The organism is Corynebacterium sp. KPL1818, from assembly GCF_000478135.1.
Taxonomy (GTDB): domain Bacteria; phylum Actinomycetota; class Actinomycetes; order Mycobacteriales; family Mycobacteriaceae; genus Corynebacterium; species Corynebacterium accolens.
This window is the reverse complement of the sequence record NZ_KI515759.1, coordinates 462,637-480,127: the sequence shown is the minus strand read 5'-3', so window position 1 is coordinate 480,127 and position 17,491 is coordinate 462,637. Positions and strand designations below refer to the sequence as shown.

General features: G+C 60.0%; 15 protein-coding genes. 5 read left to right on the top strand and 10 right to left on the bottom strand.

What is annotated here, in order from left to right:
* Nucleotides 1-58: 58 nt before the first annotated feature.
* Both HMPREF1261_RS07980 and HMPREF1261_RS07975 read right to left on the bottom strand, forming a co-directional pair.
* Nucleotides 59-421, bottom strand: coding sequence for a hypothetical protein (locus HMPREF1261_RS07980; RefSeq protein WP_023030572.1), 363 nt, complete (start codon nt 419-421; stop codon nt 59-61).
* A gap of 60 nt (nt 422-481) precedes the next feature.
* The gene (locus tag HMPREF1261_RS07975; RefSeq protein WP_034658272.1) at nt 482-2,251 is read right to left on the bottom strand and encodes a proline--tRNA ligase; all 1,770 of its coding nucleotides are present in this window, start codon (nt 2,249-2,251) and stop codon (nt 482-484) included.
* A gap of 30 nt (nt 2,252-2,281) precedes the next feature.
* Here HMPREF1261_RS07975 and yaaA point away from each other — a divergent pair, with 30 nt between their 5' ends.
* On the top strand, nt 2,282-3,004 hold the full coding sequence (yaaA, locus tag HMPREF1261_RS07970) for a peroxide stress protein YaaA (RefSeq protein WP_023030570.1): 723 nt from the start codon (nt 2,282-2,284) through the stop codon (nt 3,002-3,004).
* A 22-nt stretch (nt 3,005-3,026) separates the two neighbouring features.
* On the opposite strand, the gene HMPREF1261_RS07965 is transcribed toward yaaA, so the two are convergent.
* Genes HMPREF1261_RS07965 through HMPREF1261_RS07950 form a run of 4 tightly spaced genes read right to left on the bottom strand, consistent with a single transcriptional unit; the run spans nt 3,027 to nt 6,697 of the window.
* On the bottom strand, nt 3,027-3,764 hold the full coding sequence (locus HMPREF1261_RS07965; RefSeq protein ID WP_023030569.1) for an ABC transporter permease: 738 nt from the start codon (nt 3,762-3,764) through the stop codon (nt 3,027-3,029).
* A 38-nt stretch (nt 3,765-3,802) separates the two neighbouring features.
* Nucleotides 3,803-4,702, bottom strand: a complete 900-nt coding sequence (locus HMPREF1261_RS07960; protein ID WP_023030568.1) for an ABC transporter ATP-binding protein — start codon at nt 4,700-4,702, stop codon at nt 3,803-3,805.
* A gap of 59 nt (nt 4,703-4,761) precedes the next feature.
* A complete protein-coding gene (locus HMPREF1261_RS07955) occupies nt 4,762-5,523 on the bottom strand; it encodes a response regulator transcription factor (RefSeq protein ID WP_023030567.1) in 762 nt (253 codons plus the stop codon).
* Nucleotides 5,516-6,697, bottom strand: coding sequence for a sensor histidine kinase (locus HMPREF1261_RS07950; protein WP_023030566.1), 1,182 nt, complete (start codon nt 6,695-6,697; stop codon nt 5,516-5,518). Before HMPREF1261_RS07950 ends, HMPREF1261_RS07955 begins: the two co-directional genes overlap by 8 nt.
* Before the next feature lie 66 nt (nt 6,698-6,763).
* Here HMPREF1261_RS07950 and HMPREF1261_RS07945 point away from each other — a divergent pair, with 66 nt between their 5' ends.
* Both HMPREF1261_RS07945 and HMPREF1261_RS07940 read left to right on the top strand, forming a co-directional pair.
* Complete coding sequence (locus tag HMPREF1261_RS07945) at nt 6,764-7,588, top strand: PhzF family phenazine biosynthesis protein (protein ID WP_023030565.1); 825 nt, start codon at nt 6,764-6,766, stop codon at nt 7,586-7,588.
* A 1-nt stretch (nt 7,589) separates the two neighbouring features.
* Nucleotides 7,590-8,945 carry a YdiU family protein gene (locus HMPREF1261_RS07940; protein WP_023030564.1) on the top strand — a complete coding sequence of 452 codons (1,356 nt, stop codon included), beginning with the start codon at nt 7,590-7,592 and terminating at the stop codon, nt 8,943-8,945.
* A 104-nt stretch (nt 8,946-9,049) separates the two neighbouring features.
* Here the strand turns inward: HMPREF1261_RS07940 and mqo are convergent, their stop codons facing one another.
* Nucleotides 9,050-10,546 carry a malate dehydrogenase (quinone) gene (mqo, locus tag HMPREF1261_RS07935; protein ID WP_005278731.1) on the bottom strand — a complete coding sequence of 499 codons (1,497 nt, stop codon included), beginning with the start codon at nt 10,544-10,546 and terminating at the stop codon, nt 9,050-9,052.
* A gap of 285 nt (nt 10,547-10,831) precedes the next feature.
* On the opposite strand from mqo, the gene HMPREF1261_RS07930 reads away from it, so the two are divergent.
* The gene (locus HMPREF1261_RS07930) at nt 10,832-11,878 is read left to right on the top strand and encodes an alpha/beta hydrolase (RefSeq protein ID WP_023030563.1); all 1,047 of its coding nucleotides are present in this window, start codon (nt 10,832-10,834) and stop codon (nt 11,876-11,878) included.
* Between the two features lie 35 nt (nt 11,879-11,913).
* Nucleotides 11,914-13,314 carry a mycothione reductase gene (gene mtr / locus HMPREF1261_RS07925; protein ID WP_023030562.1) on the top strand — a complete coding sequence of 467 codons (1,401 nt, stop codon included), beginning with the start codon at nt 11,914-11,916 and terminating at the stop codon, nt 13,312-13,314.
* Between the two features lie 119 nt (nt 13,315-13,433).
* Here the strand turns inward: mtr and map are convergent, their stop codons facing one another.
* The 3 genes from map to ispG all read right to left on the bottom strand — a co-directional run bounded on the left by map (nt 13,434) and on the right by ispG (nt 17,476).
* The gene (gene map / locus HMPREF1261_RS07920; RefSeq protein WP_023030561.1) at nt 13,434-14,303 is read right to left on the bottom strand and encodes a type I methionyl aminopeptidase; all 870 of its coding nucleotides are present in this window, start codon (nt 14,301-14,303) and stop codon (nt 13,434-13,436) included.
* 65 nt (nt 14,304-14,368) lie between these two features.
* Complete coding sequence (locus HMPREF1261_RS07915; protein WP_034658271.1) at nt 14,369-16,219, bottom strand: penicillin-binding transpeptidase domain-containing protein; 1,851 nt, start codon at nt 16,217-16,219, stop codon at nt 14,369-14,371.
* Nucleotides 16,220-16,312: 93 nt separating this feature from the next.
* Nucleotides 16,313-17,476 carry a flavodoxin-dependent (E)-4-hydroxy-3-methylbut-2-enyl-diphosphate synthase gene (ispG, locus tag HMPREF1261_RS07910; protein WP_023017313.1) on the bottom strand — a complete coding sequence of 388 codons (1,164 nt, stop codon included), beginning with the start codon at nt 17,474-17,476 and terminating at the stop codon, nt 16,313-16,315.
* Nucleotides 17,477-17,491: the final 15 nt, after the last annotated feature.

Here is a 17,491-nt window from a genome sequence, read left to right as displayed (position 1 = left end):
CATTTTCCACTTGGGATCTATTTCCCGGGAAAATTGGGAAGTCGGTTCTTTTTAGGTTTTATGCCCTACCCTGCGCGATCTTCCATGCGTAGCGAATCAACGGAATCTGCAGCGGCAGGCGAATGATGTGATACAGCTTCTTCGGCCATCGCGCATCGCGCTCGATCCAGGCGTGGTACATATTCGCCGGCCACACGGCAAAAAATAGCGCCGCGGCAGAGGCGCCGCCGGATTCGCGGGTGGCGCGATCGGTGAGCAAATAACCGGTAGCTATCTCCCAGGCGCCGGAGGCGAAGTTATACAACCGCGGCGAGCCCGGCAGCTGTGGCGGCACAATGGATTCGAAGGTTTTGGCGCGCAGGAAATGCAGCGTGCCCATTGTGATAAGGGCCGTGGGGAGCACGTTTTTATTAAGACTCATACTCCCCTACGCTACCCTGCCGGTGCTTATAGGCGCCGGGCTTTAGCGCGGTGCTTTAAGTTAAGCTCGCACCAACTCGAGGAGTTTGTCCACGATGTCATCCGCAGGTACCTCCAGCGTTTCTTGGCCGCGGATGCGCAGCTCGATGATGCCGTCTTTGAAGGCGCGGCCCACGATGGCCACAAACGGCATGCCGAGTAGCTCTGCGTCCTTGAACTTCACGCCCGGGGAGACCTTGGGGCGGTCATCGAAAAGCACCTCAAGGCCCGCCTGGGATAGCTCTTCTACCAGCTTATCGCCGGCCTCCATGGCCGCGGCATCCTTATTCGCCACCGCCACGTGCACCTGGTACGGCGCTACCGCCACCGGCCAATTCAGGCCCTTATCATCGTGGCGTTGTTCTGCCAGCACGGCCAGCATGCGGGAGATGCCGATGCCATAAGAGCCCATCGTGGGGATGGCGCGCTTGCCGTTTTCATCGAGGATTTGCACGTCAAAGGCCTCGGTGTACTTGCGGCCCAACTGGAAGATATGACCCAGCTCGATGCCGCGCTGCAAGGCCAAGGTGCCCTGGTTATCCGGTGCGGGATCGCCCTCTTTCACCTCTGCTGCTTCCACAAACTCATCGACGTGGAAATCGCGGCCGGCCACGCAGCCCACGACGTAGCAGTTTTGCGCATCCGCGCCGGTGATCCAGGAAGAGCCCTTGACCACGCGGGGATCAGCAAAGACCTTCACGCCATTGGAGTTCAGCGCGCGCGGGCCCACAAAGCCCTGCTCCAAGAAATCGTATTGCGCAAAAATCTTATCGCTGGCCAGGGTGAATTCCGCAGGCTCTAAGGCTGCCTCAAGGCGCTTGGGATCCAATTCGCGGTCGCCCGGAATCAGCACGGCCGCTAATTCCTTCTTCTCTTCAGCGTCCTCAAGCGCCGGGTGGGTTACCTCCACCATGACGCATTTAAGGATATCGGCGGCTCGGACCTCATGGCCGTCGACGGCGATGTCCTCGGTCTTCGCCCAGTGCACAAGCGCTTCAATGGTGGCGGCATCCGGGGTACGGTATTCCTTCGCCGCGGGCTGACCCGCAATATCTTTTTCTGGGGGCGCTTGGGTCACGACCGCCTCTACATTGGCCGCATAATCGCCCTCGGTGGAGCGCACGAAGAGGTCTTCGCCCACCTCAGAAAGCGCCAAGAACTCCTCGGAGGCGGACCCGCCCATTGCGCCAGAGGTGGCCTTACAAATGGCGTAATCGATTTCCAAGCGGTCAAAAACATTCTGATATGCCTTGCGGTGGCGGGCATAGGAGGAATCAAGCCCCTCATCGTTCATATCGAAGGAGTAGGAATCCTTCATCACGAACTCGCGCCCGCGCAGCACTCCGGCACGGGGGCGTTCCTCATCGCGGTACTTCGTCTGAATCTGATACAAGGTGACCGGGAAATCCTTGTACGAGGAGTACATGTCCTTGACGGCGTTGGCGAACATTTCCTCGTGCGTGGGGCCCAGCAGCAGGTCCGCGTTCTTGCGGTCCTGCAGGCGGAATAGGTTGGGACCGTATTCCACCCACCGGTTGGTCTTTTCATAGGGCTCGCGCGGCAGCAGGGCAGGGAAAAGCATTTCTTGCCCGCCAATGGCATCCATTTCTTGGCGTACTACGTCTTCGATCTTGCGCAGGGTGCGCAGACCCAACGGCAGCCAGGTGTAGATGCCCGGCGCGACGCGGCGCACATAACCGGCACGCACCAGCAGCTTGTGGCTGGGGACCTCGGCATCGGCTGGGTCCTCGCGAAGGGTGCGGAGAAATAGTTCAGAAAGGCGGGTAATCATGGTCAAAATATACATCGCTACCCTAGCTATATGCTCATTGTCCTCCCTCCTTCAGAAACCAAGGCCCATGGCGGCACCGGAAAGCCGCTTGATTTTGCCAACCTATCTTTTCCAGAACTTACCGATATCCGGCGCGAAATCGCCGCTGAGCTGCAGTCTCTTCCCATTGATGAGGCGATGGTGGCGCTGAAGCTCTCGGAGAAGCTGCGCGGCGAGGCCGAATCCAATAGCCAGCTTTTTACCACCCCCACCATGCCAGCGGTGGAGCGCTATACTGGCGTGCTTTTTGATGCACTTTCGGCGTCCACCCTTCCCTCGTGGAGCCGCCTTGCTATTGGGGATGCCCTCTTCGGGCTCCTGCGCGCGGACGACCCTATCCCCCATTACCGCTTATCGGGCGGTTCCAAGCTGGGCGGTCGCACCATGAAGTCTTTTTGGGGCAAGCAGATAACGCAGGCGCTAGAAAACATCGACGAGCTGGTTGTGGATCTCCGCTCGGGCACCTACCAGCAATTGGGCCGGTTGCCTTCGGCGGTGACGGTGCGGATAGAAAGCGTGCAACCAGATGGCTCGCGCAAGGTGGTCAGCCACTTTAACAAGCACTACAAGGGCCTGCTGGCCCGGGAGCTGGCGCTTTCGCCTGCCGATGCCTTCAGCGCCGCCGATGTCGCCGCTATCGCCCGCGCGGCCGGCATGACGGTGGAGGAACCACCGCACGGCTCACGGGAACTTACCCTCGTCGTATCCCCGTAAGGCGCGAGCGCCTGCGGGGAGCCTAGACCACGGCGCGGCGGCGCTGGACGGCTGCGGCCCCGCCGAGGACCGCTACCACCATGGCCAAGACAATGACGCCGGATGCCCATTGCGGGGCCATGAGCCCGAAGGTGTCTTTGCCTTGGAAGAAGGTGCGCAGGTTGGCATCGGGCAGAATCTGCAGGATGATTTTGGCCCAGCCCATATTCAGCGAGGTCAGTACGCTCTCGATGACGAAGTACTCGATTATCAGCAGCATGGCCGCAAAAGTGCCGCTGCGCAGGATATATGCCAGGCCTGTAGCCAGCAGGGTATAGACGATGTATTCCACGAAGGTGAAAAGGAACACCGCATTATCCGGGTAGTGGACGAAGCTAGAGAAGTCATACGAGCTGCCGAGCGCAGCGTTAAATAACATTCCGAGTATGCCCGCCAGGGCCGCCGCGGCGACGTTGGCCACGGTGATGACGAGTATTTGGCTCGAGAGCACCCGCATGCGCCGGTTGGTAGATAGGTAGCTCCAGGCGACGGTGCCTTTTTGGAGGTCGCCGCCGACGAGCGTGGCCGAGGAAAAGATCATGATGACCACGGCGAAGATGGCGCCGATGGCTAGGTCGGAGGATTGGAGGGCGCTGTCGTCAGTGCGGATAGCCCCCATCAGCACGTTGGCGGCTGTTAGCCCAACGGTGATGATAGCGAGGTAGACCCACGTTGAGCGCAGGGAAAATATCTTGCGGGATTCAGAAACGATGGTGTTCATGGCTCGTACTCTGCCTTTCGATAACGGATAACGGGGGGTTATGCGGAGCGGTAATCCAGGTGGTCTGCGGTAGCGCCGAGGAAGGCATCTTCCAAGGAGGGATGCTTGACCTCAAGGCTGCTGATGCGGATGCGGTGGTCAAAGCACAATTGGCCGACCTCGTCGCGGTCTAGACCGGTAATGCGCAGCACTTCCCCATCAAAGGAGGTCTCCGCCTGCGAATCGTGCAGCAGCCGGGCCAGCTTTTCTGGCTGGTCCACCACGACCTCCACGGTGGTAGCACCGGAGGCACTGACGAATTCTTCTACTGTGCCTTCGCCGACGAGCTTGCCCTTGCCGATGACCACTAGGCGGTCCGCCGTGAGCTGCATTTCTGAGAGCAGGTGGGACGACACCAGCACGGAGCATCCCCCGGCGGCGAACTCGCGGATGCGGTCGCGCATCCAGTGCACGCCTTCGGGGTCGAGGCCGTTGACGGGCTCATCGAGTAGCAGATGCTTGGGCTGTCCGACCATGGCGCAGGCGAGGCCCAGGCGCTGTTTCATGCCAAGCGAATAGCCCCCGATGCGCTTTTTCGCCACCTTTCCGAGCCCGACGCGCTCTAGGGTGTCATCGACGTGATTCATCGATACCCCCTGCAGTGCTGCCATATAGCCCAGGTGCGCGCGGGCGCTGCGGCCGGGGTGGAACCAGTTGGCATCGAGCAGAGTGCCCACCATGGAGGCAGGATCGGATAGTTCGCGAAATGGGGTGCCATCGAAAGTGGCAGTGCCGGAGGTGGGATTTTCTAGACCGACGCACATGCGCATCGTGGTGGATTTGCCGGAACCATTGGGCCCTAAGAACCCGGTGACCTGGCCATCGGGTACCTCGAAGGAGAGTTTGTCTATTGCTGTAAAGGAACCGTATTTCTTGGAAAGCTGTGTGACTGTGAGCATGGTTTTATCCTGGCGCTTTCCCGGCGCGAAGTAACCATCCTCGAGGCGGATTTAGCCGTTCATCCCTGGGGATGAGAAAGCAGTTCTTCCACGGTGACCACCCCATGGGTATAGGCATACAGCACGGCCTGGACGCGGTCGCGGGACCCAGTCTTGGTCAGCACGTGGCGCACGTGGGTCTTGACCGTGGCCATGGAGACAAATTCCTCTTCGGATATTTCGGTATTGGAATACCCCAGCGCGATGAGCCTTAGAATATCCATCTCGCGCGGGGTGAGCTCCGCAGAAGGCGGGGTCGTAGCGGCACCAGCGCCGGGCTGCGCTGCCGCGGCGGTATGCGAAGCCGAGTGCTCCTTCCCGCTATCCCCACCCTCCTCGCTGCGGACTTGCTGGAGCACCTGGGCAGTAATGCGCGGCGAAAGCACGGCCTCGCCCGAGTGCACGGTGCGAATGGCTGAGAGCAGCTCCTCGGGCTCGACGTCTTTGAGCAAGAATCCAGACGCTCCTGCAGAGATTGCACCGTGGACAAAGTTGTGGTCATCAAAGGTGGTCAGCATGATGACCTTGGTCTCCGGGCATTCTGGGAGCACTTCCTCCGTGGCCGCAATGCCATTGACCCGCGCCATTTGCACGTCCATGAGGATAATATCGACGGGCTCTTGCCGGGCAAGCTCCAGTACCTCATCGCCATCGGAGGCCTGCCAGACGACGCTCATATCCTCCTGCGAGCCGATCAGCATGGCGAACCCGGCGCGCAGGAGCGGTTGGTCATCGACAAGCGCAATGCGAATGGGCTCAGGTTCTTGTTCCGGATTAGACATGCGGTACCTCCACGGTGATTGCAAACGTTCCATCCTCGGCCTTGGTGGACACACTGCCACCATAGGCCTTTACGCGCTCTTTCATCCCGATGAGGCCGTAGCCTGGCGTGTGGTCCTTGTCCGGCTGCGCCATGGGGTTGTGTCCCTCGATAACAAGCGCCGACCTATCGCTGCGAAAGCGCAGGGTTCCCCTATTTTGGCTGGAGTATTTGAGCATATTGGTCAGCATCTCCTGCACGATGCGGTAGATGGTGAATTGATAGAGCTCGTCGCTATCGGCGGGCAGCTTTTCCATGCCGTAGACGGTGATATCGAAGCCGGCGCGCCGGGCCTCCGAAAACAGCCCGGCGATGTCTGAGGTGCCTGGGGCCTTGGTTTCCCTGCGCACGTCCTCTTCGCGCAAGACGGAGAGCAGGCTGCGCATCTGTTTTAAGGACTCGCGCGAGGTAGAGGCGATGGTATCGAGCGCCTCCGTGGCTACGTTGGGGTCTTTGGCGGCGGCGAACCGGGCGCCATCGGCAAGCGCAATGACGCCAGCGAGGTTGTGGGCGACGATGTCATGCATCTCGCGGGCGATGCGGTTGCGCTCGACGGCGCCGGCCATCTCCGCGCGCTCGATGAGCAGCTGTTGGCCCTCCCGATGCTTCCGGTTATTGGTACCCAGCAGGTAGAAAAAGCCGAGGACCGGCCAGCCGAGCAGGACCGTGCCGGCATAGACAAGCAGCGGGCTCATGGTCGCATCGCCCAGGCCGATGTCGCTACCCGCGAAGACCTTTTCCCCAAATAGGCTTGCGGTGGTTCCCGCCAGCGAGCCCAGGGCGATCCAGGCAAGCCAGATATAGCGCAAGCGCTTGCGCGTATGCGTGCCGATGAGAAAAGCCGTGTAGGCGAAAATCGGGGCGTGGAAGTTCTCCAGGGAGGCCAAGGGCGTGAAAATGCACAGCGTCATGGTGCCGGCGACGAAGAAAATGGACTTTTCTTGCAACTTGGGATGCAACCACAGCGCCAGCGGGATGCCGACGGTATACAAGACCGCGACGATGGCCTGGAAGGGCGAATCAGTGTGCAAGAAGTTTGCGGCGTTGGGCAACAGCACGCCGAAGAACACGGGGATGATGATTCGCCACGGCGGTCCAATCCAGTCGCGCAGACGATCCGGCCAAAGCTTAGTCATAAGGGCAAGGCTAGCGCAGAAGCCAGCCGGCCGGCCTCATCCCCAGGGCTGACTAGACTGGCGGGCATGCACCTCCAGTTCTTTGAAGTCGATGTCTTTGCCACCTCGGCGTTTTCCGGTAACCCGCTCGCCGTCGTGGCCCATGCCGATGGGCTCTCGAGACAGCAGATGCAAGCCATCGCCCACTGGACCAATTTTTCTGAAACCACGTTCTTGCTCGAGCCCACCGATCCCGCGGCGGACTATCGCGTGCGCATTTTTACTCCTCACGAGGAATTTGATTTCGCCGGCCACCCCACCTTGGGCAGCGCCGCCGTCTGGCGGGCGCTCGGCAATGAACCGCAGAAGGAGGGCACCATAGTGCAGGAATGCGGGGTGGGGTTGGTCTCCGTGCGCGAGAACGCAGGTATTTATTCTTTTGCCACCCCTCCCCTGCGCGCGGGCGGGCCATTAAGCAGTGCCGAACTGGCAGAGGCCTGCGCGGGATTGAGTATCGCAGAAGCAGATGTCATCGATTCCGCTTGGGTGGATAATGGGCCCGGCTGGCGGCTTATACAGCTGCGCGATGCCGCGGCCGTGCGCGCGATTCACCCCGCCGCCACTCGCCCCAAGGTGGGCGTGGTGGGCATGCTGGATACCACCGCGGGTAGGGATTCCGCTGCCTATGAAGTGCGCGCGTTTACCGCAGAATTCGAGGATCCGGTCACCGGTTCCTTCAACGGCGGGGCTGCGCAATTCATGCGCTCGCGCGGGCTGGTGCCCGCCCGCTACACCGCCCGCCAGGGCAGCCAGCTGGGAAGAGACGGCGAGGTCTTTATCCACGATGACGGCGCCGATATTTGGGTCGGCGGCTGCGTCCACATCCGCGTGCAAGGACAATTGGAGGTCTAAAATGCACCTACACCACAACTATGCAAAGCACCTGCCGGACTTAGTGTCGGCAACGCACGGCGAAGAGCAGCCGGATCCACAGCTCGTGGTCCTCAATGAGGAGCTGGCAGTGCAGCTGGGCCTAGATACTGACTGGCTGCGCTCCGCAGAGGGCCTGGATTTCCTCTTGGGCCGCGACGGTGGGCATGCCATGGCCTATTCCGGCTTCCAATTCGGTTCCTTCAACCCACAGATGGGCGATGGCCGGGCCATGCTCTTGGGCGAGGTGGAAAAAGACGGAAAACTGTGGGATCTCCACGCCAAGGGCACGGGGCTTACCCCCTATTCCCGCCTGGGTGCTGATGGCCGCGGCACCCTTTCATCCATGCTGCGCGAATACTTGGTTTCTGAGGCCATGCACGCCCTCGGCGTGCCCACCACGCGCTCCCTCGCCGTGATTTCCACCGGCAGGCCCATCCAGCGCGGCCACGTGCAGCCGGCGGGCGTCCTGGTCCGCGTGGCGGCCAGCCACATCCGGGTCGGTACTTTTCACTATGCCGCGCAGTCCGGCCACCTCCAGGCTCTCGCGGACTACGCCATCGAGCGCCACTACCCTGGGGCAGATTACCGGGAGTTCTTCCAGCACGTGATGGACCGCCAGATTGCCACCGTGTCTTCGTGGATGCGCTTGGGCTTTATCCACGGGGTAATGAATACGGATAACACCACCATCTCCGGCGAAACCATTGATTATGGCCCGTGCGCCTTTATGGAGTCCTACTCTCCCGATACGGTATTTTCCAGCATTGACCAGCAGGGGCGCTATGCCTTTGGCAATCAACCAGCCATCCTGGGCTGGAACCTCGCCCGGCTCGCGGAATCGCTCGTGCCGCTTTTCGATGCCGATATCAATGCCGGGGTCGACTTCGCGCAAGAGACCATCAACGGGTTCCAGGAGAAATTCGCCACCCAGCGCCGCAGCGATATGGCCGCGGCCCTCGATACCACCACCGAGGTCGCCTCCGCCTACCTTACTGCGATGCAGCTATCTCGCCCGGATATCACGCTGGCGCACCGTGCGCTTGCCGATGCCGCCCGCGGCCACACCCTTCCTGCCCGAGAGCTCTTCCCAGATTCGGACTTCCTGGAAAGCTACCTTTCCACTGAACCTGCTCCGGAAGCCGTGGATGCTGTCATGCCCCGAGTCATTCCCCGCAACATGGCCGTCGAAGCCGCGCTGCGCGCCGCCGAGGCGGGCGATATGCAGCCCTTTACTGAGCTGCTCCACGCCGTGACCCACCCGTGGGAGCCGCATCCGTCCTACGAACAGCCCGACCCGAATGGGCTTGCAGGTTTTCTCACCTACTGCGGTACCTAATTTTCTAGCCACCCCGAATTTCGGGGTTGGGCAGCACAAAGCCCTCCGCGCAGTAGGTTCTGCACGGAGGGCACGGGCTGGGACTTAATCCAAGCCGAAGGCGTTTAGCGCTCCAGCTTCAGCGTCTTCTGGGTGTATTCCCACATCTCGTTGTAGAAGTCCTCATCATTGGCCAGCTTCATGCCGTAGGACGGGACCATCTCGCGAATCTTATCGCTCCAGTCAATCATGCGCTCGCCAAAGCAACGCTCCAGCAGCTCCAGCATGACGGCTGGGGCAATCGAAGCACCCGGGGAGGCACCGAGCAGGCCGGCAATATTGCCTTCCTGGTTATTGACCAGTGCGGTACCAAACTCGAGGGAGCCAAAGCGCGGTGCACCAGCAGGCTTGATGACCTGTACGCGCTGGCCGGCAATCACGGTCTCCCAGTCGCTTTCCTTCGCATTTGGTACGTATTCGCGGAGGGAATCAACGCGGTCGGAGAAGTCCTTGCGCACCTCATCGATGAGGTACTTGGTCAGGCCGAATTCCTGTACCGCAACACCCAGGTAGGAGGTGATATTATCCGGGCGGATGGACTTGAAAAGATCCAGATAGGAACCCTTCTTCAAGAACTTCGGGCTCCAGCCGCCGTACGGGCCAAAGAGCAGACCCTTCTCGCCGTCGATAACGCGGGTATCCAGGTGCGGCACGGACATCGGAGGAGCGCCGACTGCTGCCTTACCGTAAACCTTGGCCTGGTGCTGCTCAATGAGCTCCGGGTTCTTGGCGCGCAGCCACAGGCCGGAGATGGGGAATCCGGCGTAGCCAGCTACTTCTTTCACCTTTGCCTTGCGGAGCAGATCCAGGGCGTAGCCGCCGGCACCGACGAAGACGAACTTCGCTTTCACCACGGTGATATCGCCGGTGTGCTTATTCTTGGAATAGACCTTCCAGTCGTTTCCGTCGCGGTCAATATCGAAGACCTCGTGGCCGTAGCGGATCTCCGTGCCAGATGCGCGCGCCGCGGTCAGGAACTGCTTGGCCAGGGCGCCGAAGTTTACGTCGGTGCCGACTTCGGTCCAAGAGATAGCGACCTTATTGGAAAAGTCGCGGCCGTCCGCCATGAGCGGCAGCTTCTCCGCAAAGGTGGATTCATCATCAGAGAACTGCATGCCGGGGAACATGTGCTTTTCGCTCAGTACCTCGTAGCGGCGCTTCAGGTAGTCCGCCTGGATTTCACCTTGTGCGAAGGAGACGTGCGGAACCGGGTTGATGAACTCGCTGGGTTCAGTCAGGATGCCGTTGTTGAGCTGGTGGGACCAGAACTGGCGCGACTTCTGGAACTTCTCGTTAGTTGCAATCGCCTTAGAGATATCGATGCGGCCGTTCTTCTCTGGCGTGTAGTTGAGCTCGCACAGGGCGGAGTGACCGGTACCGGCGTTATTCCATGGGGAGGAGGATTCCAGGGCGGGGCCATCAAGGCGCTCAAAGATCATCTGGGTCCAGCTGGGCTCCAACTCGCGGAGCATAGCGCCCAGGGTGGCGCTCATGATGCCGGCACCGACCAGTGCGACATCGACCTCATCTACAACTTGTGCTGTCTTCTTTGCTGAGGACACTGTGTTATAACCTCTTCGAATTGAAAATTTATATACATCGGCGCGTTCTGCACCATATATTTTAAGCGCTTTGCGCCCCACACCGCGACTGTTGTGCACAGCCAACCTGCCGATGTGTCACGCATTAACGCCTTACCTTACGCTTTTCTTTTCTCGATTGGTTTTTCTCCCCCACCCTGGTCACCACAATATGGGGCGACCTGTTATACACTTCACATTTCACTGAAATAATGGCAGGTCACGCAGCTACCGTAGCGACGACCAACTGTTGACTAGACTCGTGTCATGGCTACAGCAACTCCGTCATGGGGGCCCGATATCCTCGGCCCCGATTTTCAATCAGCCACCCTCAACCTTGGCCCCGATCCTGATGGCGAGGGGGATATTGTCACCACCCTCGTCCGCTATGCGCCAGGCTCGGCCGCAGGCTCCACGGATTCGGATCCCACCGATCCTTCTTCGCCTTCTGCCACTTCCCGCCCGGCCTTGGTATGGCTGCACGGGATGACTGACTACTTCTTCCACACGCACGTCGCACAGCACTTCGCGGCACAAGGCTATGACTTTTACGCGGTCGATCTGCGCAAATGCGGCCGCTCGCACCGCCCGGGCCAGTCCTGGCACTACGTTTCGGACTTGTCCTTATATAACGTGGACCTTTCCGCAGCCCTCGATGCCATTGCAAACGACGAGGTAATCGTTATCGCCCACTCCACCGGTGGCCTGATTGCGCCGCTGTGGATGGACTTTTTGCGCCGCCATGACGCGGGGCGCTTCTCCCGCCTGAAGGGCCTCATCCTCAATAGCCCCTGGCTCGACATGATGGGCGTTCCCGGCTGGGCCGTATCAGCGCTGAAGCCGGCGATATATTCCACCGCCAAGATCGCGCCCAAGACCCCCTTGCCCGGGGGCAACCTCACCGCCTATGGCGAATCGGTGCACAGTGACTTCTACGGCGAGTGGGACTACGACCTCAGCCTGAAACCATTAGCCGGGCATAAGAAATATATCGGCTGGCTGGCCGCCGTCTTCCACGGTTTCGACGCCATTCACAGCGGTCGCACCAATGCCGGGGTCCCCGTATTGACGCTGCAATCTACCCGCTCCCTATTGGGAACGCCCTACTGCGATGTGGTCAATCATGCCGATTGCATCATCGATGTCGCACAGACCCGACGGTGGGCAAAAGAGCTCAATGCGCACTACACGCTGCATTCCATCGAAGGTGCGCGCCACGATGTCTTTTTATCCCTCCCCCGCCCCTTAGAAGAGGCGTTCGCAGCGTGCGATGCCTGGCTTCCCACCATCGTGGAAGCGCCCACGCCAGCATAAATACCCAAATTGGACACATGGATTAAGGTATTGATATGACCACAATTGATACAGCAAATACTCCGGCCGCTGAGGAACACTACGACCTCATCATCATCGGCACCGGTTCCGGCAACTCCATTGCAAACCGCGATTTTCATGATAAGAAAATTGCCATTATTGAAAAGGGCCGCTTCGGTGGCACCTGCTTGAACGTCGGCTGCATCCCCACCAAGATGTACGTCTACGCAGCCGATGTCGCCCTCGCCGCCCGCGAAGGCGAGCGCCTTGGCATTGACGCCCAGGTCAACAACGTGGAGTGGAACTCCATTGTGGAGCGCGTCTTCCACAACCGCATCGACCAGATTGCCCAAAGCGGCGAGGACTACCGCCGCGGCGACAAGACCCCGAATATCACCGTCTACGACGAGCACGCTCGCTTCGTTGGCCCTAAGACCATCCAGACCGGCGACCACGTCATCAGCGCCGATCAGATCGTTGTTGCTACTGGTTCCCGCCCGGTAATCCCTGAGGTCTACGCCAATTCCGGCGTGAAGTACTACACCAACGAAGACATCATGCGGATGGATCGCCAACCAGAAAGCCTGATCATCGTGGGCGGCGGCTATATCGCCATGGAATTTGCCCACGTCTTCGATGGCCTCGGTACCAAGGTCACCGTGGTCAACCGCAGCGAGACCCTGCTGCGCCACCTCGATTCCGATATCTCCTCGCGCTTCAACGAAATTGCCCGCGAGCGTTTCGATGTACGGATTGCTAACGGCACCAAGCTGGAAGAAACCGACAAGGGCGTCAAGCTGGAGCTCGATAATGGCGAGACCCTCGAGGCAGACGCAATCCTGGTGGCCACCGGCCGCAAGCCGAATGGCGATCTCATGGATGTGGACAAGGCCGGCATCAAGCTGCTGGACAATGGCCGCATTTCCACCGATGCTCATGGCCTTACCGATGCTGAAGGCGTCTGGGCGCTTGGCGATGTCTCTTCGCCCTACATGCTCAAGCATGTCGCCAACGCCGAAGCCCGCACCATCCAGCACAACCTGCTCCACCCAGAGGATCTGCAGGAGCTGCCGCACGACAACGTTCCTGCTGCCATCTTCACCCACCCGCAGATCGCCTCTGTGGGCTTGAAGGAAGAAGAAGCGCGGGAGCAGGGCTTCGATATCACCGTGAAGATTCAAAACTTTGGCGACGTGGCCTACGGCTGGGCCATGGAAGATACCACCGGTATTTGCAAGCTGATTGCGGACCGCAAGACGGGCCAGCTCTTGGGCGCCCACCTAATGGGCCCGCAGGCTTCCACCCTGATCCAGCAGCTGATTACCGTAATGGCCTTCGAGATCGACCTGCGCGATTTCGCTCGCAAGCAGTACTGGATCCACCCAGCCCTGCCAGAGGTCGTAGAAAACGCCCTCTTGGGCCTCGAATGGGACTAAGGCACGTAGCTAAGGCTCCATAGCAAAAGCCGCCTCCCCGACCACGCGCAATAATTCATGCGCGGCGGTTAAGGAGGCGGCTTTCGCAGTGCCTAGGCCTTGAAGAAGGGACCTTGCGATTAATCCTCATCTGGGATGGTCAAGATTTCATTGCCATCATCGGTGATGACCAAGGTGTGCTCGAACTGGGCAGTGAACTTGCCATCACGGTTTTGCACGGTCCAGTCATCGTCCCAAATATCGTAATCCAGCGAACCCAGGTTAATCATCGGCTCTACCGTCAAGGTCATGCCCGGTTCCAGGATATCGCGGTACGTGGTGGAATCGTGGTGCAAGACCACCAGCCCATTGTGGAAGGTGGGTCCTACACCGTGGCCAGTGAAATCGCGCACGACGTTATAACCAAAGCGCTTGGCATAAGACTCGATGACGCGGCCAATAACGTTGATCTCGCGGCCAGGCTTTGCGGCCTTAATGCCGCGCATCGTGGCTTCTTTGGTGCGCTCTACTAGAAGGCGGTGCTCCTCTGATACGTCACCGGCCAAGAAGGTGGCGTTATTATCGCCGTGCACGCCGTTTTTATACGCGGTGACATCGATATTGACGATGTCGCCTTCTTCAATCACGGTGGTATCCGGAATGCCGTGGCAGACGATTTCATTCAGCGAAACGCAGCTACCCTTGGGAAATCCCCGGTATCCCAGGGTGGACGGGTACGCGCCGTGGTCACACATATACTCGTGCGCCACGCGGTCGACCTCGTCCGTCGTCACGCCAGGCTTTACGGCCTTGCCGGCTTCCTTCAGCGCGTTGGCCGCGATCTTGCAGGCCTCCCGCATCTTCTCAATCACTTCGGGGGACTGTACAAAAGGCTCGCCGATGGCCTCTTGTACCTCGTCTTTCCACACATATTCCGGGCGCTCGATATCTTCTGGCACCGGCCGGATGGGGGTTGGTTTACCTGGCTTCAATTTTCCACGAGTAGTCATAATTGCCCATGGTAGTCCTCATTCCGGCTCACGCAGTATCGGGGTGGCCAGTCGGTGTCCGCGGCTTACTCGACTTTGGGGGCCGGGCCATCATTGGGGCGCGAGCGGTAATCATCCAGCTTCCGCAGGAAGTTATCGGTAATAGCTACCGAGGATTCGGAGCCGCCGCCCAATACGATGAGCGTGGCAAAGGCGATATCGTCTTCTTCCCGGTAGCCGGTAAACCACGCGTGCGAGCCTTCATTGATCTCGGCCTCACCGGTCTTGCCGTAAATCGTTCCGCCCGCCTGCATCCCGCGGGCGGTACCGCTGGTGACCACCTGGCGCATCATGCCGCGCACGTTATTCAGCACGTGGTCTGGGATCGGCGCCGACTTATCCGAGGCCTTGGTCTCGCGGCCCTCAATAAGGGTGGGCGTTGGGGTCTTTCCCGCTGCCACAGAGGCCGAAACCATAGCCATGCCGAACGGGCTGGCAAGGTCGTAGCCCTGGCCGTAGCCGGCCTCGGTGCGCTCCAAAACTTCCTTGCCCTCCGGAATCGAGCCGGTCGTGGTGGTCAGCCCGGGGATTTCATAATCCACCCCGAAGCCAAACTTCTTGCCGGTTTCCTTCAATTCACCGGGTGCCAGCTTGGTGGAAATATCCGCGAAGGTGGTGTTGCACGATTGGGCGAAGGCCTGGCTTAGCGGCACATTGCCGAGCGAAAACGCGTTGTAGTTGGTCACCACGCGGCCATAAATATCCATCGTACCAGGGCACGGAACGATGGTATCCGTGGTCAGGTTTTGTTTTTCTACACCCGCAGCGGCGGTAAGGATCTTGAAAACCGAGCCGGGTGGGTATTGGCCTTGCAAGGCGACGTCGCCGTCTTCGTCCGCCTTTTCGGTCTGCGCTACGGCCAAGATATCACCGTTTGAAGGCCGGATGGCGACCAGCATGGCCTGGGCGTCCGAGCGTTGATTCACCGCTTCTTGGGCCGCGCGTTGGGCGTCATAATCCAAGCCAACCTTGATGGAGGGGGCGGCCTCAGGCGCATGCTTTTCGACATCGGAAAGCGCCGCACCGTTCTCATTGACGACGGCGATGGACCAGCCGGTCTCGCCGTCGAGCTCGTCATTGACGGCCGAGCGCACGCGCGATAAGAGATCGGGCGCAAGACCACGGTCCCGGGTCACCAGCGCGGGCTCTTCATTAATACGGACGCCGTCCATCCCCTCCAGCTTGGCGCGGATGACGGACTCCTGCTCTTCTGTATAAAGCCCCACCGAATAGGCAGACTCTGCCTTCTCCAACTTTTCGGCGAGCTCCTTGGCGTCTACCTCCGCGATTGAGTCGTCCTCGCGGTGCGCCGCAGCTAGGGCGCTGCTGACCTTGGAGGCCGTGGGGCGGACATCGGAAAGCGAGCTCGTATCCACGATGACGCGGTAATTCAGCCCGGGGCTCATCAGCTCCACCCCGTTGGAGGAAACGACGCTGGCGCGCGTGGCTTCCAAGGCGCGCAGCTCCAAATGCTGGTGCGCGCCCAGGTCCGGGTGAATAATGCTGGGCTTCCACCGCACCGTCCACTCGTCTTCGGCCTTGGTCAAGGTCATCTGCGTGGTATAGCTCAAGCTGCGATCCTTGGGCAGATCCCAGGTGACCTTATAATCCGCCGTGGCCACGGTTTCGTCCTGTTTTACCCCCTCGAGCTCAATGTCGAGGCCCTCTGCCTGCAGGCCGGAATAAGTAGCATCGAGGGCCTGCGTGGCGTCATCGGGGGAATCCGTAAGCTCAGCCAAGCCCTCGTTATTTCGGCTCTCCATGCCTTCAATGAACTCTTCTGCCACCGGCTCGGCGGATACGGGCTTAGGGGTGCAAGCAACCACACCAGTTGCGCTAAGCGAGACCGTAGCAACCAGTGCGAATAACTTCTTCATGCTTTGGCACATTAGCAGCGCACGCAGCAAAAAAGACTGCCCCACACCGAGGTGCAGGGCAGTCTATTAATAATTAGCGTAGAGGCGCGCGGCTTACTGCGTCACGCGGACATCGGCCTTAGCGCCGTCCACGGCTTCGAGGCCTTCCTCATCCGCAATGCGCATTGCCTCTTCAATGAGGGTTTCCACGATCTTGTCCTCCGGCACTGTGCGCACCACTTCGCCCTTGACGAAGATCTGGCCCTTGCCGTTACCGGATGCCACGCCCAAGTCGGCGTCGCGGGCCTCGCCCGGCCCGTTAACGACGCAGCCCATGACGGCAACGCGGATGGGAAATTCCATGCCCTCGAGGCCTGCGGTAACTTCTTCCGCCAGCTTGTACACGTCCACCTGCGCGCGGCCACACGACGGGCAGGAGACGATTTCCAGCTTGCGCGGGCGCAAGTTGAAGGACTGCAGAATCTGGTCTCCCACCTTGACCTCTTCTTCCGGCGGGGCGGAGAGCGAGACGCGAATCGTATCGCCGATGCCTTCTGCCAAAAGGGCGCCAAAGGCGACGGAGGACTTAATGGTGCCCATGAACTTCGGGCCGGCTTCCGTCACGCCCAAGTGCAGCGGGTAATCAGTCTGCGCGGCCAGCTGGCGGTAGGCCTCCACCATCAGCACGGGGTCAGAGTGCTTGACGGAAATGGCGATATCGCCAAAGCCGTGCTCCTCAAACAGGCTAGCTTCCCACATAGCGGACTCAACGAGTGCCTCTGGGGTGGCCTTGCCGTACTTTTCTAGCAGGCGCTTATCCAGCGAACCGCCATTAACGCCGATGCGGATGGGGATCCCCGCATCGCCCGCGGCCTTGGCTACTTCCTTAACGCGACCATCAAACTCACGGATATTGCCGGGGTTGACGCGGATTGCCGCGCATCCAGCATCGATGGCCTGGAAAATGTACTTGGGCTGGAAGTGGATATCCGCGATGACCGGGATCGGGGATTTTTTGGCGATGGTCGGCAGAGCCTCCGCATCCACCGGCTTAGGGCAGGCCACGCGCACGATATCGCAGCCAGAGGCAGTAAGCTGTGCGATTTGCTGCAGGGTGCCGTTGATGTCGTGGGTCTTGGTATTAGTCATCGACTGCACCGAAATTGGGTAGTCAGAACCAACGCCCACCGGGCCTACGTGCAATTGCCGCGTCTTCCGGCGCGGGTGCAATACTGGCGGAGGCCCGTCAGGAATTCCTAGACCGATAGGACTAGACATGAATGCTCCTTATTT